Origin of the sequence: Curtobacterium sp. MCBA15_012 (assembly GCF_001864935.2) — a bacterium.
Classification (GTDB): domain Bacteria; phylum Actinomycetota; class Actinomycetes; order Actinomycetales; family Microbacteriaceae; genus Curtobacterium.
In genome coordinates, this window is record NZ_CP126267.1 from 218,823 (window position 1) to 241,815 (window position 22,993).

The 22,993-nt window shown below is 63.4% G+C and carries 20 protein-coding genes; 14 read left to right on the forward strand and 6 right to left on the reverse strand.

The genetic code is table 11. The features are described from left to right. The first annotated feature begins 90 nt into the window (after window positions 1-90). Complete coding sequence (locus QOL15_RS01095) at window positions 91-600, forward strand: DUF723 domain-containing protein (RefSeq protein WP_071246323.1); 510 nt, start codon at window positions 91-93, stop codon at window positions 598-600. Window positions 601-688: 88 nt separating this feature from the next. Here QOL15_RS01095 and QOL15_RS01100 read toward each other — a convergent pair whose 3' ends face one another. From QOL15_RS01100 to QOL15_RS01110, 3 genes are all read right to left on the reverse strand, one after another. After that, window positions 689-1,027 carry an Lsr2 family protein gene (locus tag QOL15_RS01100; RefSeq protein WP_071246321.1) on the reverse strand — a complete coding sequence of 113 codons (339 nt, stop codon included), beginning with the start codon at window positions 1,025-1,027 and terminating at the stop codon, window positions 689-691. Window positions 1,028-1,338: 311 nt separating this feature from the next. Next, window positions 1,339-2,262, reverse strand: coding sequence for a sce7726 family protein (locus QOL15_RS01105; RefSeq protein ID WP_139197387.1), 924 nt, complete (start codon window positions 2,260-2,262; stop codon window positions 1,339-1,341). A gap of 124 nt (window positions 2,263-2,386) precedes the next feature. Then, a complete protein-coding gene (locus QOL15_RS01110) occupies window positions 2,387-3,325 on the reverse strand; it encodes a sce7725 family protein (protein ID WP_139197386.1) in 939 nt (312 codons plus the stop codon). A gap of 766 nt (window positions 3,326-4,091) precedes the next feature. Between QOL15_RS01110 and QOL15_RS01115 the strand changes: the two genes are divergently transcribed. Next, on the forward strand, window positions 4,092-4,994 hold the full coding sequence (locus QOL15_RS01115; protein WP_175473812.1) for an AvrD family protein: 903 nt from the start codon (window positions 4,092-4,094) through the stop codon (window positions 4,992-4,994). Here the strand turns inward: QOL15_RS01115 and QOL15_RS01120 are convergent. Then, window positions 4,961-5,650, reverse strand: a complete 690-nt coding sequence (locus QOL15_RS01120; protein ID WP_071246315.1) for a ScbR family autoregulator-binding transcription factor — start codon at window positions 5,648-5,650, stop codon at window positions 4,961-4,963. The genes QOL15_RS01115 and QOL15_RS01120 overlap by 34 nt on opposite strands. 71 nt (window positions 5,651-5,721) lie before the next feature. On the opposite strand from QOL15_RS01120, the gene QOL15_RS01125 reads away from it, so the two are divergent. From QOL15_RS01125 to QOL15_RS01175, 11 genes are all read left to right on the forward strand, one after another. Continuing rightward, complete coding sequence (locus QOL15_RS01125; protein WP_083393896.1) at window positions 5,722-6,585, forward strand: NAD(P)-dependent oxidoreductase; 864 nt, start codon at window positions 5,722-5,724, stop codon at window positions 6,583-6,585. 509 nt (window positions 6,586-7,094) lie between these two features. Next, on the forward strand, window positions 7,095-7,493 hold the full coding sequence (locus QOL15_RS01130) for a hypothetical protein (RefSeq protein WP_139197384.1): 399 nt from the start codon (window positions 7,095-7,097) through the stop codon (window positions 7,491-7,493). Window positions 7,494-7,768: 275 nt separating this feature from the next. Then, window positions 7,769-8,335, forward strand: coding sequence for a hypothetical protein (locus QOL15_RS01135; protein ID WP_139197383.1), 567 nt, complete (start codon window positions 7,769-7,771; stop codon window positions 8,333-8,335). A gap of 59 nt (window positions 8,336-8,394) precedes the next feature. Then, complete coding sequence (locus QOL15_RS01140; RefSeq protein WP_139197382.1) at window positions 8,395-9,771, forward strand: hypothetical protein; 1,377 nt, start codon at window positions 8,395-8,397, stop codon at window positions 9,769-9,771. A gap of 18 nt (window positions 9,772-9,789) precedes the next feature. Then, the gene (locus QOL15_RS01145) at window positions 9,790-10,428 is read left to right on the forward strand and encodes an ABC transporter ATP-binding protein (RefSeq protein WP_071246306.1); all 639 of its coding nucleotides are present in this window, start codon (window positions 9,790-9,792) and stop codon (window positions 10,426-10,428) included. A 391-nt stretch (window positions 10,429-10,819) separates the two neighbouring features. Beyond that, entirely contained in the window at window positions 10,820-11,872 is a 1,053-nt protein-coding gene (locus tag QOL15_RS01150) for a DUF3800 domain-containing protein (RefSeq protein ID WP_139197381.1), read from the forward strand. A gap of 444 nt (window positions 11,873-12,316) precedes the next feature. Then, on the forward strand, window positions 12,317-14,137 hold the full coding sequence (locus QOL15_RS01155) for an ATP-dependent endonuclease (protein WP_071246302.1): 1,821 nt from the start codon (window positions 12,317-12,319) through the stop codon (window positions 14,135-14,137). Window positions 14,138-14,538: 401 nt separating this feature from the next. Next, window positions 14,539-15,165, forward strand: a complete 627-nt coding sequence (locus QOL15_RS01160; RefSeq protein WP_139197380.1) for a hypothetical protein — start codon at window positions 14,539-14,541, stop codon at window positions 15,163-15,165. A gap of 83 nt (window positions 15,166-15,248) precedes the next feature. Then, entirely contained in the window at window positions 15,249-16,013 is a 765-nt protein-coding gene (locus QOL15_RS01165) for a hypothetical protein (RefSeq protein WP_139197379.1), read from the forward strand. A gap of 24 nt (window positions 16,014-16,037) precedes the next feature. After that, window positions 16,038-16,484: a hypothetical protein gene (locus QOL15_RS01170; protein ID WP_071246297.1), complete on the forward strand. Its 447-nt coding sequence runs from the start codon at window positions 16,038-16,040 to the stop codon at window positions 16,482-16,484. 487 nt (window positions 16,485-16,971) lie between these two features. After that, window positions 16,972-18,129, forward strand: a complete 1,158-nt coding sequence (locus QOL15_RS01175) for a hypothetical protein (RefSeq protein WP_071246295.1) — start codon at window positions 16,972-16,974, stop codon at window positions 18,127-18,129. A 347-nt stretch (window positions 18,130-18,476) separates the two neighbouring features. Here QOL15_RS01175 and QOL15_RS01180 read toward each other — a convergent pair whose 3' ends face one another. Beyond that, entirely contained in the window at window positions 18,477-19,181 is a 705-nt protein-coding gene (locus QOL15_RS01180; protein WP_139197377.1) for a hypothetical protein, read from the reverse strand. Between the two features lie 935 nt (window positions 19,182-20,116). On the opposite strand from QOL15_RS01180, the gene QOL15_RS01185 reads away from it, so the two are divergent. Then, window positions 20,117-21,139 (forward strand): hypothetical protein, encoded by a 1,023-nt coding sequence (locus QOL15_RS01185; RefSeq protein ID WP_139197376.1) that lies wholly within the window; start codon window positions 20,117-20,119, stop codon window positions 21,137-21,139. A 65-nt stretch (window positions 21,140-21,204) separates the two neighbouring features. On the opposite strand, the gene QOL15_RS01190 is transcribed toward QOL15_RS01185, so the two are convergent. Further along, window positions 21,205-22,734, reverse strand: coding sequence for a histone-like nucleoid-structuring protein Lsr2 (locus QOL15_RS01190; RefSeq protein WP_139197375.1), 1,530 nt, complete (start codon window positions 22,732-22,734; stop codon window positions 21,205-21,207). Window positions 22,735-22,993: the final 259 nt, after the last annotated feature.

Here is a 22,993-nt window from a genome sequence, read left to right on the forward strand (position 1 = left end):
CCGTACCGATTACGACGCGAGTAGTTCGCACAACTCACCCCCGCTACCGCGCATAGGGCAGGTACCTCACATCAGAAGGAGCACCCGCCCATGCCCACCCACTCCCGGGACGTCCGTCTTCAAGCCTTCCTCGACGCTGCAACTGTCAGGCATGACGGAAGGTACGACTACGAGCAGGTGCCCGCCATGTTCGTCAACGCGCACACGAAGGTCACCATCGGCTGCCCCGACCACGGCGACTTCGACCAGGAGCCCAACGAGCACAAGCGCGGGCAGCGCTGCCCCGACTGCTCCGGCCGCCGCAACTCAAAGGCGACGGTGCGCGGTGCACGGTTCGAGACTCAAGCCGCCGCAATGCACGGCGACCGGTACGACTACTCGGCAGTCGAGTTCGTAGACCAGCACACGGAGGTCACCATCCTCTGCCGAACGCACGGCGCGTTCGCACAGCGGCCCACGAACCACCTCGACATGGGCAGCCCGAGCGGCTGCCCGGACTGCGCCAATCAATCGCGGCGGAGAGCGCTCAAGGACGCCTGGACCAGACGTACCCGTACTCAGCGGCGAAACGCCGACACGGGGGAGTACCTCGCAGCGTGAAAGAGAAACGACCGGGACGCCTTGGGGGGAGGCGACCCGGTCGTTCGGCTCGAGTATGGCGAGCCGGAACTCAGCGTAGCGGCGGCGGTCAGTTTGCCGCGGCGTACGCGTCGCGGACCTGCTGGCTGATGCGGCCGCGGGCGGCGACCTCGTGGCCGTTCGCTGCAGCCCACTCGCGGATCTTCGCCAGCTCGTCCGGGTTGCTGCGGTCCTTCGCGGACGTCGAACGGCCGCTTCGGCCGGTGACCTTGCGCGCCGCGGCGATGTAGTCGGAGAACGCCTCGCGGAGGTTATCGGCGTTGTCGTCGGTGAGATCGATTTCGTAATTGCTGCCGTCGAAAGCAAACTGGACAGTGCTTCCCTTGCCGGGTTCGATGACGTCGCCGGAGAGATCGTCGACGAGGTGGGTGGTGACCTTCTGTGCCATGATGGCTCCAATCTGTTGGGGACTCCTCCCAGCGTGGCATACGATGGCCTTCGTTGTCTTAACGAAGCACCCGCAGGGTGCGCGATCCTGGACCGGCGCTTCGGCAGTTATCGGAGATTCTCGAGGGTGTCGAGTGACGGCGCCTGCTGCTCCTTGTATTTGTGACACCAGCAGCTATTCTCCACGGCACCCGGCGCGCCGATCCGGGCAGGACCCGTACCGATCGTCGACTGGTGACCGAGCGGTCGATTCGTCTAATCAACTTGCCCATATCGGCCGCCGGTAGGAGCAGGGCCCACGTGCACGCGTTCTTACGCGACCAATCGAAAGGTCGCCGCCGGCTGTGATAGCCGGTGTTCAATCCGTCTCGCGCCGATAGCGGATGTTGGTGCGGCGTATGCAAGCGCTCGGAGGCTCGCTGGGAACGTTGGCGAGTTGACTAGGTGTTCGACGTTCTTTGCGCGCTTCCGGAGCTGCTCAAGCGCGCGATCATGCGCAATCTGAGGTGAGAGTTCGGCGAAAAGGTGTTGCATCTCATCCCACCCGTGACCCTGATGTGGGTTCGGAGTGTATCCGTGGGTGATGCGCAGTGCGTCTTGCCGTTCGGGGGTCCGCAAGAGCTCGAAGAGGTGCTGCGGAACTAAGCGCCCAATATTGGACGATGCTTGACGAATCGTGCTGAGGTTGCCCCGTCGACGTAGCGCGAGCACACCAACATCGTCCGGCGCGATGGCTGCTGCTTCTGCGGCCCTCCCAACGGATGTCACGACGTACACGTGCTCCGCTCGGGAGCGGTAGTCCCGCAACTGAGCCGGGAGTCGAGTGAAATCGTCGAGGTCAGTCTTCACCTCGTAAACAGTGGTCGTGCCATTGAGCACGACAACATCCGCGATGGAAGCCCCCATGGGCTGTTCGATCAGCGCCGAAGCTGTTCGAGGACTGTGCCTACCGAACACAGCGCGGGATACTATGTCGTTTTTGAACACGTACTCGCTGCGGTAGCCACGAGCAAGAAGGTCCCGCGCTGCGTCGAAGGCCTCAGCTAGCGTAGCTTCCGGACGCGACCGAACGAGTTCACCTAGGATTGCCAACCTTCGGGCGTGACCTCCGAATTGCTCACGGCTGAGTTCTCGCAGGGTGACCGGTGAGAACACGGACGCCAGGAGGGCACCCTGCGTTCGATTCGGAGTCCCATCCACGTCCGGGAGTGTAGTCGTGTAGCGAAGTTCGTTCATCAACCGCTGCTATGCGGCGATGGACACGACGGCCGCCGAGATGCTCGGGACGGTGCACTCGGCGAGCATCTCGGCGGCCGGATGGCTTAAGCGGATGCATGCAGCAAGCCGCAAGAGCCACGCGTCAGGGTGTCATGTTCGCGGCGACGCCCTCCACGTGGTGACCGATCTGCTGCCGCTTGCTGGTTCCAGGACTTGTGTAGGCTCCGCCGGCCTGGCCGAGGAACGCTCGAAGGCCCGCGGTGTCCTCAAACATGGTGGGATTTGTGGACACAACGGCCTGCAGATCTGGGAGGACGACAGCCCACTTTGGCGCATTTTGGCCGCGCGCTCCGGCGCCGGAAACGAAGTGTCGGACTCGCATCTGCTGCCCATCCATATAGGAGAGATGGATAGCGAGGGCCAATGCCGGACCGCCCGACGATGCGAACGACTCGGGCGGTAGGACCGTGAAGTCTGAGAAACCGGCCCAGCCAGCGCCTCGCCAAGTGATGAGTTCGTCGCTGAAGTACTCGTCGAGCGTCGCCGTGTAGTCGATGTTTCGCGTTCGACCCGGGAAGTTGTTGCTGATCACGATGCTTCGCCCTGCTGGTATCGAAGCGTTGTACGGCGCCGGGTCCATCTCCGGAGCGAAGAAAACAAGGTAGTCACTGCTGGCGAGCGCCGTTGCGAGCGCCGCGGGGGCGATGGCGTTGGACGTCAGCACGATGCCTACCGGTCGGTTCGGGTACTGGGTGAGGAACACCGCGAGTTCCGGGATTCCTTGCCCCGGGCTCTCTCGGAACACTGGACGCACGTGCGCGGCGTCTGCGAGATCCGGTGCAAGGCTTGTAAGGACTGCAGCAGCAGCGGCTGGGTTGGCAAGATCTCCGCGGGTCGGGTTCGCCACGATCATCATTTCAGCACCGACCCCGCGCGACTCCGCGATCTTTGAGTGCAGGAGCGACCGGTTCTCCGTGGGCTCAATCATCGGGATCACTCGGCCGTGTTGTGCCAATCCCGGCGCGAGGTCTGCCAATGCTCGGAGTTCCTCTTGGCGGCCATACAGATAGGGGACGTACATGGTGCCTCTTTCAGGGTTGCGAATAGTTGTGGGTGGTGCAGGAGGAGCGCGACGCTCTGAGCGAACTGTTTCCACGAAGAGGGCCCGTTCCGATGTTCCGGCGGGCGCCTCGACGTTCACCGTTCATGCCGACCCTTCCGGTCTGGTCCGGGTCGTGCTGCGATGCGTGACGAAGAGCGGTTGGTCAGTGCTCAGACCAGCTCGAGGGAAGGGGCTTTGCACGGGTGGGTCCTGCAACGCCTTGCGCTTCGAGCGCACCTGTCGCGTTCGAGGCCATCGCGCCGTCGGCGCTTGGCGATGCGGCCTCCCCCCCCCGACGCCAGTCCATCGCGGCCTTCCTTCGTCAGAGCATAGTTGTGTGAACGACCAACTTATGACGAAGCGTGTAGAGCGGGGCAACGGGAGGGCCAAGCGTGGAGTGAAGGGCGAATTTGGGTGCGTCTGGCTTGTCGTGAACTCTGGCCAGTGAGGCCTCCAGCTCGTGGCGGTCTTCTCGCAGAGGTGGCGAGGTGGTATCTCGCCGCCGTCTGCAGCTGTCTGTACGTCGGCATGCGACGTCGTGCGTGACGATCGTGAACAGACCCGTCTCGGAGGCGATAGAGCCGCGGTTATCCGACCGCGCCATGGCGTCCCGCTCGGCCTAGCGCGACGAATGACGGCATCGGAGGGGGGGTGCCCGCCCCGAGTCGCCGCGCTTGCCACAGCACCCTCGTCGCAAGTCCCATTCCTGGGTGTTTAACCAAGTTTAGAGCTGCCCTAAATTCAGGTGGTCGACCAACTAACGCTTGATCACCTGAAAGGCGCTCCCTTGTCACTTTTTGAATCCACGGTTCAGCACGTCGATGAGCCTCAGCGGGGGTTTGACGCCTACCTCGGTGCGGCTCATAACAGGTACCTGGGAAGCGGGCACCGTCGCGTGGCGCTTCAGATGTCCGAGCCCGCCCAGGAGCGAGCACTTGAGTTCACATGCACGGCGCGAATGACTTACCCCGAGGACTGGTCGCAGAAGGCGGGCGTTGAACGCACTCCGCACCTCAGTACTGTCGACGCGATCCGGATCGCCGGGAAGGTTCGCGCGTCTCTCACGAGGCACGGGTCGTTTGCGGAGTTCGCCGACGAACGGTCGCTGACAGTGCGTGCGGGTGCTCGGCCTTGGGAGCAGCTTGGCGCTGTCCCGGTGCACACGGCGGTCGCGCTCGATCCTGAGCACGACGAGCTTGTCCTGCAGCACAGTGTTGGGACGCTCAAGGTTGAGTCGCGGCTCGCGCGGGCGTCCGACGTGCCCATCGTTGACGAAGGTTGGGCGCCAGGCGAAGCCTCTGACATCCGTTTTGACGCGGACCGCCGAGTGCAGTGCACATACGACCGGCGCGCGACGGAGCCTTCGCTGATGTCGTTTCTCGAGGCGATGATGCTCGCGGCGCAGATGTCGCAAGTTGCGCTCTACGGTGGTGACCCGAAAGCGCGTGACCGCAGCGGCAACATGTGGATGCGCCGCGCACGGTTCGTCCGACACACTGCACGCCCACAGTCAGCCAGCGTCGTTGATTTGCAGTTGCAGAATCGCCGAAACGTCATGGTTGGTGGCCGCGCGATCGACACTGCAGATGTTCTTGCTGATGACGTCTTCGGAGTTCAGGTCTCCGCGTCCTTGGCTACCGAGTCATGAATACCGCTCGCAGCGCTGAAGGTTTCTCGAACGACAGCGTTGAGCCGGTCCTGGCTCGACGCCGCTGCAAGTCCATGCACCAAGACGGTCCACATCGTCTCCAGCGAGCTCATCAGATCTCGTCGCTCGGTGCGGACGTTCGATACCAGCTGCACGCCGGTAAAGGTTGCGACGACATTCGCACCGAGCCGCTCAGGAGAGAGAGCGGTATCCAACTCCCCGGCAGCATCGGCGGCAGCGAACGCATCAATGACGCCCTGAATCCACTGGTCGTAGAAGTCAGAAGTCGGATCGGCGAAGATTCCCTGCTCCAGCGACAACCTGATGCCGGCTCGGACGATGGCATCGTCCAGAAGCAACTGCCCGATGCCGCGCGACGCGCGGACCAGCATCGACAGTGGCGACTCGGCATCAGCATGCTCACGCATCACGGCGAAGGTTCGGGCGTTCTGCTCTTCGATGACGGCCAGCGCGATCGCTTCCTTGGTTCGGAAGTAAAAGTAGATCAGACCCTGACCGACGCGTGCATCATTAGCGATCTGGGACAAGCTGGCCGTGCCATAACCGACCCGGTCAAAAACCGACGCAGCAGAGTCCAGAATCGCGGCGCGACGCGCCAACGAGCGCTCCTGTTGCGGGGCTCGTTCGTCTGGCATCCGTGCATCCTTCCGCTGAACCGTTGTAGCGAGCGTATCGGTCCCACCGTCGTGGCCGCTGGGCTGCGCGCATGAGGGCACTTCTCACCGGCGCCAGCGGCTTCATCGGTGCACAGCTGCTTACTGCCCTTGAAGCGGCGGGACACGAAGTTACGCCGGTGCTCCGAAGGCGAAATCGGGCCATCCCGTCGGCTGTCGTCGCCGACCTCCGACACGATGATCTCAGGGGTCTCGAAGGGTACGAGGTCGTTGTGCACGCCGCGTCGACGACGGCGGGCTCGCTCGAGTCGCTGTGGGATGGCAACGTCCGTGCGACGCATCGGCTGACAGCGGCGGCGAACCGAACCGAGACGCCGGTTGTCTACATCAGCACCACCGGTGTGTACGGCCAAGCATCTGGAAGGTTCGGCAACCCGAACCGGATGACGCGAAACCCATCTTCGGCGTTGTCCGTCGCTCGGGCCGCCGCCGAGGACGTCGTCCTTGAGGCTGGCGGGACCGTCATTCGACCGCACGTGATTCACGGGCCGGGTGACCGGTGGGTTGTTCCACCGCTTGTGCAGTTCATGCTCGCGGAGAACGCCTGGCTTGGCGGCCCAGACATTGCCGTCGCTGCAATCAGCGTGCAGCGATTAGCGGTGGGGGTGACGGACCTCATCGGCAGGGGGCACCGGCCAGGTGTCGTCCACGCGGCTGAGATCGACCCCGAACCTGTTCTGAACCTCGTGCGGCAGCCCTTTCGTGCAGCGAGCCGGCCGCTCCCGACAGCGGTCAGGACCGTCGAGCAAGCATACGAGACACTCAAGTACAGAGGAGTGTCGCGAAACGCGCTCAGCATGCTTGGCGTCTCTAGCAGCATGGACACCGCCGACTTCTGGGGAATCGGTATCTCAAAGCAACCCGCGGCGCCGCGGAGTGGATCCATCCGGGCATGATTCCCGAACCCTTCGTAAGGCGCCTATTTTTGTCCTCGGTGCCGCCGGCGTCGAAACAGAGTCGACGGGGCGCTCCGCGCGGTGCTATTTGAGGATCGGCCCTGCGGCCGGTGCGAACTCATAGCGTTGCAGACGGCGGCGCGGTGAATGTCTGCTCGCGGGCAGCACAACCGACGCGCAACACTCGACACTCCGCCGTACCTGCGGCCACCGCGAACGTCGTCACGTAACTCCCGCTGCCGCACATTCATGGCCGGCTTCTCCGAAGCGGCCTTCTCGCAGCACACCGTCGAGCCCTTCTACCTGTCTGGCTGGGTGCGGATGCAAGCCGCTCCCTGAGGGTGACCGCGTTCCTCCGCTGACGTCAGACGGGTGTGTCGACCAGCCGCTCGCTCAGCGGAGGAAGGGGGCTGCTCACGTTCGGTCTCTCACGTGGTTGACACCTCGCGGAAGGATCACCAGACTGCTGTTGGGTGTTCGCCCAACTTTGGAACCAGAGGGGATTTCACATGGTCAAGACTCGAAATGTGCTTGCAGGGGTAGCGCTGGCAGGGATCCTTGTCGCGGGGGGTGCGACCGCGGCATCAGCTTCCACGTCGCAGACCGCGTTCGGCGGCATCATGAACTCGTATCAGCAGTCGCGGTACTTCGCGACGCAGACGAAGGCCAATACGGGTGCCAACGCGTCGATTCGCTTCAGTGGTCTGGGTGGCGGCTCGAGCGCCAACGTCAAGGCCCAGAACGTGACGACGGGCACGCAGTACACGGAAAAGAAGGGCCTCGGCGAGGACTACACCTACGCCATCGAGGACAAGACCAAGTCGGGACAGCGGACCCGGCTGATCGTCACGAACAACGCCTGGGTTGTCGTGGATGTCGCTATCTCCGGTTGGTTCAAGACCAACTGAGTCACCTTCACCGGGCCGCGACGCAGGATCGTCGCGGCCCGGTCTTGCCCAGGAGGCATGTCATGAGAAATGTTCTTGCCGCAGTCCTTGTCGCAGTGGTCATACTCGGTCTCACCCTTTGGAGTGGCGCGACAAGTATCGCCTCCAGCCAGGTGAGTAGCTTCGCCGGGCTCTATGGCCAGTTTGCCAACGGCCCCACTCGTCTTCTGCTTCCGATCGCAGCCTCCCTTCTTGGAGGGGGGCAAGTTGCTGCTGAGCTGCACGACCGTTGGATCGTGTCAAGCAGAACCCGACGATCAATCCGAACTCATCTTGCTCACCGTGCGCTCAGCGGTATCGGCGCCGCTGCGCTCGCGTTCTTCATCGTCGGCATCGTCTGGTTCGTCGTCGCTGAGTACGTCGCGCCGTCCGCCTGGCCACACGCAGTTGACCCGTCGGGATTCGGCCGTTCCACTGCGGAGGTGCAGACAGCGGTCCAGGCTTCGGACCCGCTCGCTCGTTTCCTCAGCAGCGGCCACTGGGTATTCGGCATGGCCGCCGCTTCGTGGCTTGCCATCAACGGTGCCGTCTTCGCCGCTTTGGCCTTCGTTAGCGTGTTATTGATCCGCCGCCGCGTGATTGCCCTGATGGTGCCGGTGGCGTTGTACCTCGGTCAGAGCGTTGTCGCGCAGATCGCTGGCCAATCACAGTATTCGTTCTTGGTGACCGCGGTGTACCCCACCGGACTTCAGCACCTCCCAATCGTTGCTGCATCCGCCGCGACCGTCGTTCTGGCGATCGGTGCGGTGGCGGCTGGGACAGTCCTCATAGCTCGATCGCCCACGAATCAACGGTTCGCATGATGCAGTCGTTCGGGAGGGCTCTGCTCTCCCCGGCCGTAGTCGGGCTAACAGGCGTTGCCGTGCTCATCGGGCTCGCAGGCGCAGCCGTGCGACCTCCCTCGCGTGGCACGAACATGTGGGACCTGTATTTCGTGGAAGCGTCGAACACGCAGATTGTCGGCATGGCGACGCTCGTTGTCTGGACCGTTGTCCTCCTTCGAGGATCTGCGACCGTTCGTCAGCCAGACGCACTGATGCGGTATGGGTCGCATGCTGCTGGAGCAGCGGCCCACCTGCGAGAGGTTGGGGGTGCGGCTGCCGCGGCGATCTTGCTTGCCAACATCGCCTACGTGGTGATCGCACTTCCCTCCGGAGTCAGCTGGTCGTGGAGTGCAGCGACTCTGCGGACCACGCTGCACGCAGAATCAATCCTCGTCATCGGCCCAACGACGTTGGCAGGCACGGTGTATTCGCCGCTTCTCGCGGCCATATTGCAGAGCGGATACCTGCTCATCGGGTTGCTCGTCATCGCGATCGCGCATCATGCGATCGCGATCAGGTCGCCACGGCTCGCAGGAGTCTTCCTGTTCGCTTTTGCCGGTCTCACCGCCATAGCAAGCTTCGGCGTTCTCACGAACGTTCCGCTGCTTGATCCGACACCGCTGTTCAACCTCGCATGGGCGCTTGGCTGGCAGAGGTTGATGGGCGCGGTCGTCGCAGCGGCTGTCATGGTCGGCGGCTCACTTCTCTTGGTACTCAAAGCTGACCGGAACACGACCGGACTCATCGGATGGCTGTCAACTGGCTGGGGCGTCGTCGTCGTGATTGGTTGCGCGCTGGTCGGCATGGCCCCCGCGCTCGCGGCGACGGGCGGGGTGAGCGCGATACTGCCGTCGCTGCTCCCCGGACGGTACGGCTCAGTCGATGGCTATGCGCGCACGTTGCTCCTACCGATCGGAACAGCGACAGTTTTCTATGCCTGGCTCACCGCCCGCACCAGCGAATACCTCACCTACGACCTCATCCGTCGAGGCACATATGGCCGGTGGGTGTCCAGCGCCGCCGTCCGCGGCCTCGCTCTCACAGGCGTCGCAACTGGCAGCGCAGCACTGATCCTTCTTATGCATCAGCAAGACCAGCGCTCACTCCGCGCGATCGGAGCAGTCGCGGCCCTCGTCGCCGCGCAGACGCTGTTCTACTGCGCTCTCGCCCTTGTACTGTTCTGGGTCACACCGGTCGACGTCGCCTGGCCGATCGCCGTTGGCGGGTCGCTCGTACTCGGTTACCCGTTCGTCATTGACCTCGGTCAACTCAACGTTTTCGCCGGCCTAAGCATCAACCCGGGTGTATCCGGAGTCCAGCTATCCGCAGCCACAGCGCCAGCCATTGCGGCCGTCGTTCTACTGGCGGTCACGCGCCTCATCGCCAGTTCGTCCACCCCCGCAGCCTTCCGCTGATTTAGGAGGAAAATCATCGTGTCTGTCATCAGCTTGACCAACGTCTCAAAGGCTTACCAAGGCCGACCGCTCTACACCGACGTCACCCTCGCCATCGAGCAGGGCCAAACACACGCGCTCGTCGGACCCAACGGATCAGGGAAGTCGGTGATGTTCCGACTGTTCTGTGGCTTCCTCCGCCCCGATTCCGGAACCGTAGAGATCGACCCCCGGTACCTGAACTCCGGGCGCACCTTCCCCGACAACTTCGGCGTCATCATCGACCGCCCCGGCGCGCTGGCCCACCTCTCCGGCATGGACAACCTGCGAGCCCTCGCGAGAATCCGTAAGCGGATCAGCGACGACGACATCGCGACCACCATGCGCTCGTTCGGGCTCGACCCCGAAGCCCGTCAACGGGTGCGGAACTACTCACTCGGCATGAAGCAGAAGCTTTCACTCTGCCAGGCCTTCATGGAGTCGCCAGAGGTACTCATCCTTGATGAACCCTTCAATGCCCTCGACGCCGAGTCCGCTGAGGCCCTTGCCGCCCGCCTCCAGGCGGCCGCGGAAGCGGGGACGACGATCGTGTTCACCAGTCACGAGCGCGAATACGTTGACCGGTTGGCTGACCGTGTCCTGACCATCGCGGACAGCCGCATCACGACAGCGGCCTAGGTCAACTCGCTAGCGCCGTCCCGGCGCAGGCGGGCGTCGCCGGACTGCAACCGCTTTTGCCGCACCGCTGGTAGGGCTCACATCCGTCCTCGTTGTTAGCCACCACCTTCGCGGAGTTCAAGATTCCCTCACCGCCGGTGACGTCAGCGGCCTGCACGTCCGGGACATCATTGGGAAGACTCTCTCGACAAAGTTGGCTGAACGACATAGTTTTGCCGATGGTGGAGGTTGCTTCCGCCGTGGAGGGTCGGGCGGGTCTGCCTCGGTGTTCGATGTGTCACGATCAGGCGGTACGTCATCGGTCGACGTACCGTGGCAGATCAGTACCGGAACGGGCCGGCCCGACCCCGTCGCCGTGGTCAAAGGCCCAACGGGAGGGGAGCGGCGGGTAGTGCCAGTTGCGGAGACCGTCACGATTGCATGTGATGAGTCGGGGGCGGAGGGCGAAAACCTCATGCGCGCGCGGCATCCGGTGTTCGTGCACGCCAGCGTGCATCTCGACACGGAGGAGGCCGCTGACGTCATGACACAGCTGCGGACCATCACCGGTTCGGCGCGGGACGAAGTGAAATCAGGCATCGTCCTCGACGTCCGCCATCGCGCGGACCTTCTTCGCGTGCTCGAGCCGCTCGCGCCACGGGTGAACATCAACCTCGTCGAGAAGGCCTACTACGTGTCGTCCAAGTTGGTTGCCCTGCTCACGGCCGCCGCCCAAGAAGCGCGGGGCATCGACATCGAACGCACCGGCTACGGACGATTCTACGCGTCCGTGCTATTCAACCTCGCTCCCGTCGATCTCGGAGCAACCTTCTGGCGGCAACTTCTGCGGCGCTACAACGACCTGATTCGGGTGTACGCGAGAGCGAACGCCGTCCCACCAAGCTCGGAAAAGTTCTTTTCCATCCTTGCCGAAGCGCGTGCACGCTCCAGGGACCCAAGCGTGCAGGAGGTGCTCAATGACTTGTGGTCGGCGCGCTTCTTCGCGTTCGACTACGAAGGAGCGCGCTTGGGGGAGCTGCGTGAGATGGACCCCATGTTCAGCACGCTCCGTGCCGTTGCGGCCAACTGGAGGATCCGCCTTGGCGACGTGCCGTTCGAGCTGCTCGTCGATAGGTACTCGACCCTGACTGAGTCGCTCATCGCGTCGATCATCTCAACCGCACGTGAGGACCTCACCGTGACCGGGCGGTTGCTGCCGGCCGCAGACCTGCAAGCGATCCGCCAAACTGATTCCCGAACCGATTCGCGGATTCAGGTCGCGGACATCATCGCCGGAGTCGGACAGCACTGTGCGGCGCTGGCGCTGGCGGGCACCTTTGACGATGACCTGCAACTCGCCACCAGTGAGATGCTGGACTTCCAAGGGATGTGGAGTGACGGGTCGCCCTTAGACGTCCTCTACGATCGCCGTCCCCCGCAGTACGCTGCCGCCGCAACCTCGTGACGGCTGCGGCACAGCGCTACTAACGCGGGCGGTTGAGCCGGCGTCTCGATCGACTCAAGGGGCGCCTGCTGTCGGAGGGCCCATGCGTCGGAGCTTTGCGTTGATAAGTTGCACTCGATCTGCCGCCGCCGACCCTGCCCCTGGCGCGTCGATGGCAGGCTGGCATCGTCATGGCCTTGTGATCGAGCGTTCGCCGGCCAACTGCGCACCATGCGGAAGCGACTACAGAAGTCGCCCAATTCAAGGGCGTCGCTGAGCCGTTCCCTCGACGGCTCGGCACGCCGTGCCGAGCTACCACTACCGCCGCTTCATTCCGTAGTAGGTTGAACACCCAAGTTCGACGCCGCCATCCTCGCCGACGCTGCCACCAGTGGATCCTTCCGCTCCGGGGTGTGTCAACGGACGGTGTTACGTGCATCCCCTCATCACGAATCTCAGGGAGAGATGAAGCTTCAGAACGTATCGATCGCCGGATTCCGGTCCATCGAGCACCTCACCGATCTCCGTATCGGATCCCCGCTCGTCCTTGCCGGGCACAACGATGCAGGGAAGTCGACCATCATCGACGCGATCCTGTACCTCCTCGGCGCCTACAAGCTCACCGACTCGGACCGGACCTACTTGAACGCCGACGCTGCCGCCGTAGATGCCGAGGAAGGTGAGACCAGTGACGCGGCGGACCGGGTCGCGGAGACCTTCGTCGACGCCACGTTCTCCTTGTCTGACGATGAGGCCGACACTTTCGGGGCGGCGACACTGCGACTTCGTCGCATCTCGTTCGAAGGTGATTCCGCAAAACTCGAACAGCTGACGATGGCGCCAGTTGACGCTCGACTGCGAGACTACGAAAGCCTGACGGTACCGGCGCTGCGGGACCGTCTGGCTACGCTCGACCTGCCGCAAACCGGGTTGAAGCCGGAACTCATCGAGCGCCTCAATGACGCTGCCAGTGCGGCGCCGAAAGAGAAACTCTGGGTTGGTGCGCCTACCAGCGTCGATCGGGCACTCCCGACGGTGAAGCGGTTCGATGCGAGTAGCGCCGTCGACGCAGAAGCGGCAATCCAATCGACGCTCCAGACCAAGTTCAGGGCGCACCTCGAGTCGGACGAGTTCAGCGGGAACCTTCGCGCCATCGAGGAGAGCCTCGAGCAGAAGCTCGTCGCGGATGCGCAAGCGATCCGTGAACACATCACCGACAAGGTCACCGATGTTGGAGAGGTGACAATTCGGCCGCTCGTGAACCTCGGCAACGGCAACGGGTTGAAGGCCACCCAGATCACAGTGCAGAACTCCCGCGGGGAAGCGATCGACCTGCGGCTCTCAGGTGCCGGCCGCGCACGACGTATCGCCCTGGCGGTCTGGGAGTACAACGCAACGCTGCTCGCCGACGCCACCGAGGACATCGTCCTGCTCTACGACGAGCCCGACACGCACCTCGACTACGGGCATCAGCGTGAGCTGATGCGACTCATCCACGAGCAGACAAAAAACCCGAACGTCACCGTCATCATCGCCTCCCACTCGATGAACCTCATCGACGGCACCGACATCTCCGACGTCGCGCACATCAAGCACGTCGGACACCGGACCGTGGTCGAACGCCTCACCGAGGACGCGGGCGTAGGCGACCACCTCGGGGCGATCGCCGCGAGCGTCGGTCTCCGCAACACAGTCCTGCTCCATGAACGACTGTTCGTTGGCGTCGAGGGGGATTCGGAAGCTCGTGCGCTACCGGTTCTCTTCCGTCTCGCGATGGGACGGCACCTTGAATCGTGCGGTATCGCCATATGGCCCTGCGACAACAACGAAGGCGCCGTCAAGTTCGCCAAGTTCCTCGTCCGCCACAACCGAAACGTGATGTTCGTCGTCGACGCCGACTCGCGGACGAACGCAAAACACGTCTTCAGTGACGAGAAGCTGAAGAAAGAAGGACTCGATCCGGCAAAGCACAGCCACTACATCGGCGACAAAAACGAGATCGAGGACGTCTTCTCCAACGAGCAGTGGGCGGCCGCGGCAAACGTACTTTGGCCCCGTGACGGCGAACAGGAACCTTCCGACGTGTGGGGTGCTGAAGACTTCGCTGCACATCGGGGCAAGAAGTTCAGCAGCGACGTTCTCGCAATGCTGAAATTCGGATCCTCTTCTGCACCATCCGGGAAGCCAGAGGCGCTCCGTGATCTCGCGCTGAGCCTCCGGGAGCCCAGCGAAGTACCCGATCAGCTCGTCGCCGCATTCGAGGAGATGCTCACGCGCGCGAACTGAGCCGGCGGGCCCGCATCCGAGCAAGACGCTGCGCCGAGGTTGGAGACTCCCAGTAGTGGCCCCGCACGGATCTGGCATATGAATGAGCGTGCGATGAGCGGGGAACACCGCACCAGCGGCAACCATCAGGGGTGGGAGCACTCGTGTGTCGAACCCGAAGCAGCGGCGTGGTCATGACGTTCCTCCTCTCGGTGTCGCGTTCATCGCAACACATCCCACCGACATCCGCATCTGGCGTCGGCGCTGACCCTATGCGCGGACAGCAGAAGAAGCCCGCATGCGCAGTCGATCGAGCACATGCGGCAACTGGAGCACCACGCGAGCCGGTACGGATCGCTGTGCTGCACGAACACCCGCCCACCACTGGCGGCCCGTGCCGCCCCACCGCACAGGAGCAGCGCATGACCGATGCCTTCACTGTTGTCACCGGCACGTTCGGAATCCTCGGAACAGTCGGCGGTATCGCAAGCACGGTCACAACGGTGCGGGTATCGGGCATGCGTCGCCACGTCGAACGGGCGCAGGGAGCGTCCTCGCTCCTTGACGGCCTCCGGTCGCTTCCAAACGGCCACGCGGTCGGAACCCGTCTCATGACACCGTCCGACGAAGATGAGCTCCGAAGCGAACTCAGCAGAATCGTCCGCGAGAACGCTGCGTCCTATGCAAAGCAGAACCCCACTCCCGTCGGCTTCGACTTCGCCCGAGTGCTGATGCCGGCATACTCCGTGCTTTTTGTCGCGGTCGCCATCGGCGCGTTCATCGCGGCGGGCCACGAGCACACCGCGCAGGACGCGGCGTCGCAGCAGATCACTGCTGGCCTATTCCTCTTCGTCGCACTGATCTTCCTGGGGATGACTGGGTTGCTTCACGAGCGGATGCGGCGACGCAACGACGCGCGACGGGTCGCTGGCACTCCCGGTCGCGAATACTACTTCGGACCGCTCGTCGAGTTGTGGCAAATGACCGCCGGAGCAGTTCGCGGCCAGAGCGCTCGTCGACGCACCGCCAGAGCGGACCGGGAGCGCTGAGGCGGCGCGGAACCTGCGTCCGTCATCCCGGAAAGTCGTCAGCAAGCAGACGTAGACGAGACAACGACCACAAAGGACAGAACATGCATACTCAATTGTGCGCGAATTCGATCGTGGAGCATTGTGACTGCAATGGTTGCGACAAGAAGTTACATGGGTGGCGCGGCAGCCATCGTTTCGCGCCACTCTTCGACGGCCGGCAGAACGTGATTGTGCACCAGCCTGCAGTCATTGGCGCTGCGTTCGACACGTTGCAGAGAAGAGAAGGCGAGAGGACCGCCGAGACCACAGACTACCTCGCCGCGAAACTCGCGCTCTGGACCGTTGAAACGGTGTGGTCCGATGACGAAACAGACAGATTGGTGCTGGCGTTTGCTGACAGCGTCGCACCGGCGAACCGCATCTTTGTGGATGCGCTTGCAGCCAGTGCAGGTCTCACGGAAGATGACCGGCACCGCATCCGTGCCCACGTCGCAGGTCATCTGATCTGCGTGCTTAGCGTCGCTGTGCTCGAGGCGTACGACACGCTCGGCACGGCGCTCGACGACCTCGCGACGGTCGCTGCACGGCAACTTGCTGCAGATCTCTTCACTGGCGCCACTGAGGCGATCGCGCGAGCAGCCGCGGAACGGGTCTTCAGGCTTGCCGCCCGGCAGCTGACTGGGATCCTCATCGACGACGTCCGGGTCGTTGCGCTCCGCTTCGTCGGCGCCGTGTCCTGCCCTGACTGGTACGCGCACCCGGGTGACGGGATCTGGACGTACTGCCTCAAGCCGGCTTTCCTGGACGCTCTTGGCGACAAGGAGAAGGAATGGGCGAGTGAGCAGCTCAAGGCTGGCCGCCGATGATCGTTTCGCCGCATAGGGCAGTGCATGAGCACCCAGCGACACCGCCCACTTCCAGCGGAGAGCCTCTCTTCCCTCCCTCACGGGACCGTCGTCACCGTCCGCGACGGCGAACGGTGGGCGGCCTTCTTCTGCGCTCGAACGGACCACTCGACGGCGCACTTCCTTCCCACTGTCGCAGTACGACCGACTACTATCCTCGTCAGTGCACGCCGTGTCTGCACGGGCGAATCACTGACGGCGGCGCCGGACTTCACGATCATCAAGTACGAGGACGACGATCGGAGGTTGTGCCAGGCCGTCAAATTGCCGACCTGCGACCCTGCATGCTGGTTCGCTGTGGCCTGCGGCGCCGAACACGAGGGACTGCAGTCCTTCGCCGACCTACTCCACGAGTTCGACCGGCTCCACTATCTCCACAGTGTCGACACCAAACTCGGTGTCCTGATCCCCACCGATGGCAGCGTCCGCTGACGCGCTGTCCACGGATCTACTGCGTTCGAACCAGAGGCGACTCAAACTTTCGCACTACGCCGCACCAGCGGCGCTGAGTCGCCCGACTGCTGCTCTCACGCGGCCGCCGGCCCGTCGACGTGAGGAAGGCAGAAGCGCAGCTGGGCGCCTCGCGTGCTGTCAGTCTGACGAATCGAGGCAAGCACGGTCTCCGTGGGCACTCCACAATTCCGAACGGTTGACCTGGATCAACACGCCACCCGGGGAATCGACACGGATTCCGCACCCTTCAAGGGGAACGCTGTGATGAAGGCCTACCTTTACCTGTACTGAAATGGCGCCAGCCGATGCGATCATTAGGCTGCGCGCAAGCACTCCGTTTGACTGACGAGCGAGCCCCTGTGGGGGAGCATGATGGAAGGACGGTACCCGTATGAACATTCCTGGCGCAGAGTTCATTGCCCTAGCCGAAGGAGGGAAGTGGCCAGGGGAAGCAATTCTTTGGAGCGTGGACGGAACTGTTGCCGCGATCGACCTTGGCGCGGGTGCGGTTACCGGTGAACACGTTGCAGCGCAGCACCCACAGATCCTGCTGCTGACGCACGACGACGACGACCACATCGGCGGTTGGAGCGGGTTCGCGGCGGAAGCGGACCGTCAGCAGCACTGGCCGGAGCAAATCTGGCTTCCGTACGAGTGGGCAGGCCTCGCGATTGCGGCAGCAACACCAGCCCGAATGGTCGCCACCACGCGGCGGCAACGCGTCACGTCCGAGACTGTGATTGAGGAGCTCGGGCTCGACAACTGGACGATGGTCGCCACGCAACGCGACGACGACGGCGGAAACGTTCGAAGCGAATCTGTTCTTGACACCATCGACTGGAACACCGCCTACGAACGCGTGACCGCGTTGAACGAATCGAAGGAGCTCGAAGAGCAGGTCGCGGCGCTTCTCGCCCCGCGAACAAAGAAGTTCGAAGGCATCGGCACGAGGGAAGCGGTCGCAAAACGAGCGGTCGACAGCGTGAGGAAGATCCTGCAGATCGTCCAAGAAGCGCACCAGTCGCCGACGACCGTGAAGCTGTTCTCGATAGAACACGCCATGCGCAACCCCGAACCGCAGCCATGGCGCTCAGAAGGATCTGCTGGTCTCATCACGATCCCAAACGGGCGCGAAGTCGAGCCGAAATCGTTGACAACGCCGGCGACTGTGCAACACCTGGCCATGCTCTATACGCTGACAATCCAGAACCGTCGAGCCCTCACAAGTCTCCTCTGGACATGCTGGTGCGTCGGTTCGAATAAGGTAATGGTGTGGAGCGACTCGTCCGGCGAATGGACGGCCGAGAGCCGACTCCACCTCCCGATCGAGCGTGTAGCCCTAGCCACAGCACCGCACCACGGATCGGCCAACGCCGACCACACGGACGCATGGACCGCAATGTGGGGAGCGACCGCGGAACTCATTCTTGTCGCCGCGGGCGGACAGGCGGGTCAACAGGTGAACGGCGCGTTCCTCGCCGCGCCACACGAGCGGCGCGCCTGCAACAGGTGCCGTCACCAGCCAAAGGAACGAAAGGCGCAACGGGTAACGGCCAACGTCCCGCACCACGACGCGGCAACACTCGCTAGCGCCCACTGCGTTCGACCTCAGCGCAAAAACTAGCAAGCAGCCTTCGATCGCAAGAACACATGTCAAATCGAGGAGCAGAACGACGCATGACAGAGTCTGACGAGACGCTATTCACCGAACATCCCGCAACAGCTCGCTCGGGTCTTATTCAGTACAACGAGTTCCTCATGAATGAACGTCTCGTCGCAGTCGGCTAGCGAACAACCCAACGTGGCGGTTCGCTCGCCGCAAGTTGTATCGGGACGTGAGCTGCGACGAGTCGACCGACGGCGGAGTGTCCGGCTCCACTGAGCTGCAAACGCGCGATGCATGTTGCGGAGAGTTCTGCTTACTCCTTGGACGGCAGCTCGTGCACGACAGCTTGGTCGGCGGCAGCGAGTTCACCGTCGACGCCGCGACGTCGTCAGGGGCGTGTCTTTCGGACTGGCGAACGTTGGGAGGGCGTACACCTCGCTGATGTCCATAGCCGCCAATTCCTTCGCCACCTCGTAGTGGAGACGCCGAATCCGCTTGTTCAGCACCCCGATCAGCTTCGTGCAGAGGCTGCTCAACTGTGCGGGGGCCTCCTCCGGGGACAGTAGCTGTTCGAAATGCACCTGACCGGTTCGCGTAACCGCGCGTTGGGTGAAGCTCGAGTCGGTCAGATATGCGATGACGGCTGTGTCCTCAAGGCCGTTGACCGCATGCGCCACATGCTTGTTGCGGAGGTCCAAGCAGAATTGGTGGAATGTGCTCTCCGACTCGTCGAGTTCGTCCAACGGAACCCGGGCAGCGTGACGGGTTCCGTTGTTGAACGCACGGCCGTAGCTTGTCAACGCGGCGCTCCATAGGCCGAGCCTTGGGTCTCGCGATGACTCCATTCGCGGGCCTTGAATCTGTGTGGCGAAGGCGTCCGCGTAGACCTTCGTCATCTCCAGGTCTCTGCGGTAACTGACGATGTCGCGAAGCTCGGAACTGGATGGCGTATCGACGGTCACGACGCGGTAGCCCGAAGGGCCGGGCTGCTCCTCACCGTTCGCGACACCCATGGAGTGGCGTCGCGACCAAGCGGCTTCTGCCCGACCATCAGTGTCCTCAAAGACCATGGCTCGACGGTAGACCAACGTGAGGCAGGCTCGAACCACTGAGTGGTGCGCGGCAACGCGGGGGCTGGAGCCCGGGCACTTGAGACTGCCCTCCCCGAACAGGCGTCGTCGGCCGCGAGGTCTCCAGCCGTCGACGCATGCAGAGCGCTCCTGCACCTTTGGTCCCTGGCCGCGCAGACTGCTCCACGAATGCACGAAGCTTGACGCATGAGTCGGTAGGAGTCACGCCGGACGGCGGATAGGCGCCTGGGTTTGATCTCGCGCCGCCTGCCCGCTCCTCGCTTCAGAGCGGGGCTACCAATGTGGTGATGTGCCGCTCCGCCGGCGCAGGGGCGTTGTCTTACTGCTTCTGGGCTGAGCACGAAGTGCGACGCCCCACCTGGCACTCCTTGCTCTCGAAGCGTTTCGCTGACCAACACTTGGGCAAGCGGACGGGTGATTTGGTCGGGCAGGGGGTCTGAAGCTCGCAGGATCTCGTTCCATGGACGCCTCCACACTCGCGCATCAACCCCTGCGTGTCGATGACGATTAGGTCAGCGTGTAGATCTCATCCAGAACTGCCGGCCCCGACGTCTCATGACTGTCCTCGTCCTGGCCGGTTCGCAGGAGCCGACCGAGAAGAGAACTGAAACGCCTTGACCATCCGCTTCAGCCCACCTGGGGCTCCTCGGTACCGTCGTCAAGCCACCTGGGCTCTTCTTCGGCGTGCTGCTGAGGGCATCGCGCCCACATGATGAAGTCACGACGGAATCGCTCCGCCGGCTGCCGCGGCTCCATCTCGGAACCGGCGGCGGTAGCCCCTTCACCGAGGGGCTCGGTGAAATCAGAGTACCGGAGCGCAGACCGATCGTGAGCATGACGTCGGCTTCTTTTTCTTGGCGCTCAGAGAGCGGTCGTTCACCGGGCAGGTGTCGGTGGCGTGTGTTCCTATGGCCTTGTCCGGCCTGCTGGAGGAAGAGGAGGTGCGCCCGATGCGCCCTGACGGGTTCCGGTTCAACCTCGGCTCAAACGCTGCGTTGCAGACGTTGGCGGCCTCCGTCGCCGCTCAGCAGGCGGAGCTCCGTGCGTCGCTGATGGCAACCATTGCGCCCGCATTGCAGCAGGTCAACCTCGCATACAAGCCAGTCATGCCGGCATTGACGACTTCGGACCTCATCCGCCACGCATCGGCAGCGTTGGAACCCGCCCGGGTGCTCTCCGCCTGGTCGCCGAAGATCACCGTGCCGAAGTTCACGATGCCGACGATCACGGTGCCGACGGGGATGTTCGACGTTCTGCGCGGGTTTGATTGGGACGCGTTTGAACGTCGGATTCGCGTTCCCCGCAACTGGCCAACCGCGTATGAGCAGTATCTGCCGGATTTGGTCTCTATGGTCAACGACGAAGGCATACCTGTTGCATGGGTGCCGCGTTGGGAACTGCTCGAGACGCTGCTGGGCGCCCCTGACGCAACAGCACGGTCGCTGCTGCTCGTGAAGCACCGTGCTGAGATCCTTCACGACTGCGAGATCGCCCTCGACGACGTCAGCGACCCGTCATTGATGCCGTTCATGTCGACTGTGCGGGAGCTCCTATCCGCGAGCCGGTACGGACTGTGGAAGGTTGCAGCGATCTCCGCAGTAGCAATCACGCACTCCATCGTCGAACGACTTGAGTGGGTTTCAGCCCGTCAGCAGGTGAAGAAGCACCACGCGTTACAGGAGAGCGTCACCCTTGCAGAAGTGATGGAACGAGCGACACGGGGCCCGTTGGTGCTGTTCTACGACGATTGGAACCCTAAATCCCGCCGGCCACGGCCGACCCATCTGACACGACACGTCGTCTCGCATCGATTCGGCCCGGAACAGGTCGCCGAACGCAACTGCGTTGTCGCAGTGATGCTGCTCACCTCGTTGATGGTCACCGTCGACCAACTTGAACTGATCTCTCCGGACGAGTCGACAGGGTCGTCGGGCTAAGTGGAGGCCTCTCGGCTGAGGAGTCGGAGCTACCGCAGTATGCAACACAATGAGCAGAGCGGCCTTCAGACGGTGTGCGCCGCGGCATAGGCGTCGGTCACATGCTTCGGAAGGCGTCCCCGAACGCCTACTTCGTACCCGGAAGCAGCCGCCCAGGCGCGGATGGACGATGGTGACGCTGCCGCCGGAGTAGTTGGCGTCACGGCGGTCAATACCTTCGTGGGCAGCGGGGTTGCGAGCACGGGCTGCCCGCCTGCCGGCTGCAGATGCTGCAGGAGCACCTCGAAGATGTCCGGATGTACGTGGCGGGTACCTAACTCCCGTGCTTTCGCGAATTTGCCGCCGGAGAACGACCCGTCAGTCACGAGTATCACCGTGAGGCGGGAAACGGAACTGATCACCCGGACACCGAGTTCCTCGGCTCGTTGTTCGAGGCGGAGACGCTGCGTCTCGTCGCAGCCGGTGAACGCCACTCGGTCCCCAACCCGCAACGGTTCACCGTGGGGCCACGGGTCTGGCAGCGGGCCAAGGCCGGCGCCCAGACGGGTGTGCCGAGCGGCGTCCGCCCGGTCAAGGACCTGCTTCACCTTCGAGTCCGCAACACCAAGCAGTGACGCAACCGTCTTCAACTCACGACGTTCATCGTGGGAGACACGTCCGTCATCGACCGCTCGATGCGCCAGGGCAAGCAGAAACGCTTCATGCGCTGCGCGCACGTCCGACGGGGACAGCTCGAATTCGGCGACCAGCTCCTGCAACGCGTCCGCTTCCGCGTCGCTGATGTCGCCGTCCTCGAGCGCGTCGAACAGCATCTCCACGTACGAGGTCGTGCCAACGGGCGCACCCTCCTCAACGACCTCCAGAAGAGACAATGCGGTCAGCTGCTGCAGCAACGGCGGTGCGGACGGCTTCGGCGGGGTGATCCGGATTGGACGAGCTCGCACACTCCCGCCGATAGCGCGTTGCTCCGCTGGGAGCGGCGGGCGGACCGGCGACGCCGGCCAGTCAGTACTTCGAGCAGCGGCTAACGCTTCCAACAGAACCGGATCCGGACCGCCGTTCACCGTCACATACGCGCCGAGCAGACCCGCTGCCGCTCGCGCGTCTCCCAGCGCCGAATGGGCGTCGTCGAGACGCACTCCGACCGACCAACAGCAGTCCACGAGGCGGCGACGGTCCATGTCTGGCAGGTACGCGTAGCTGGCGTCCAACGTGCAGTACGCGGCGATCCACGGAACACTCCACCCGGCGGCCTTCAACTCATTGCGGAGGAACGCCAAGTCGAACTTCGCATTGTGCGCCACCACCGCAAGACCCGACAGGGCTGCTATCACGGTCGGTGCTGCGTCTGCAAACCGTGGCTGTCCGACAACATCCGCCTGCGTGATCCCATGGATGTGCGTAGCGCCGACCGGACCTTCAGGGTCAAACCGCGATACCCACTCGTCAACCACCGCGCCGGACTCATCCAGCCGGACGATCGCGAGTTCGAGGATGCGATCCCGCCGCGGAGAAAGGCCGGTCGTCTCAACGTCGATGACGGCGAAGGCTGGAATCTTGCCTAGGACGGGCGCAACCCGGACCGGCGGTGTCACGGGCTCCGGATTGGCAGGGCGGCCCCGACGTCCTAGTAGCCACTTCCACAGACCCACAACATCACCCCTTCAGCAGCAAGTACGTCGTCACAGCAGGAGACTGACGCTCGAACCACGGTAGAAGAAGGGTGCTTGCTTGCACTTCGAGCTTGATACCCCAGAACGGGGTATCGACCGCCCTTGGACTGAACCCGGTCAGCAGCGGCTTTGCCCCAGACCGTGACGACGCTATCGACCTGGTCTTCGCTCGCACCGAGAC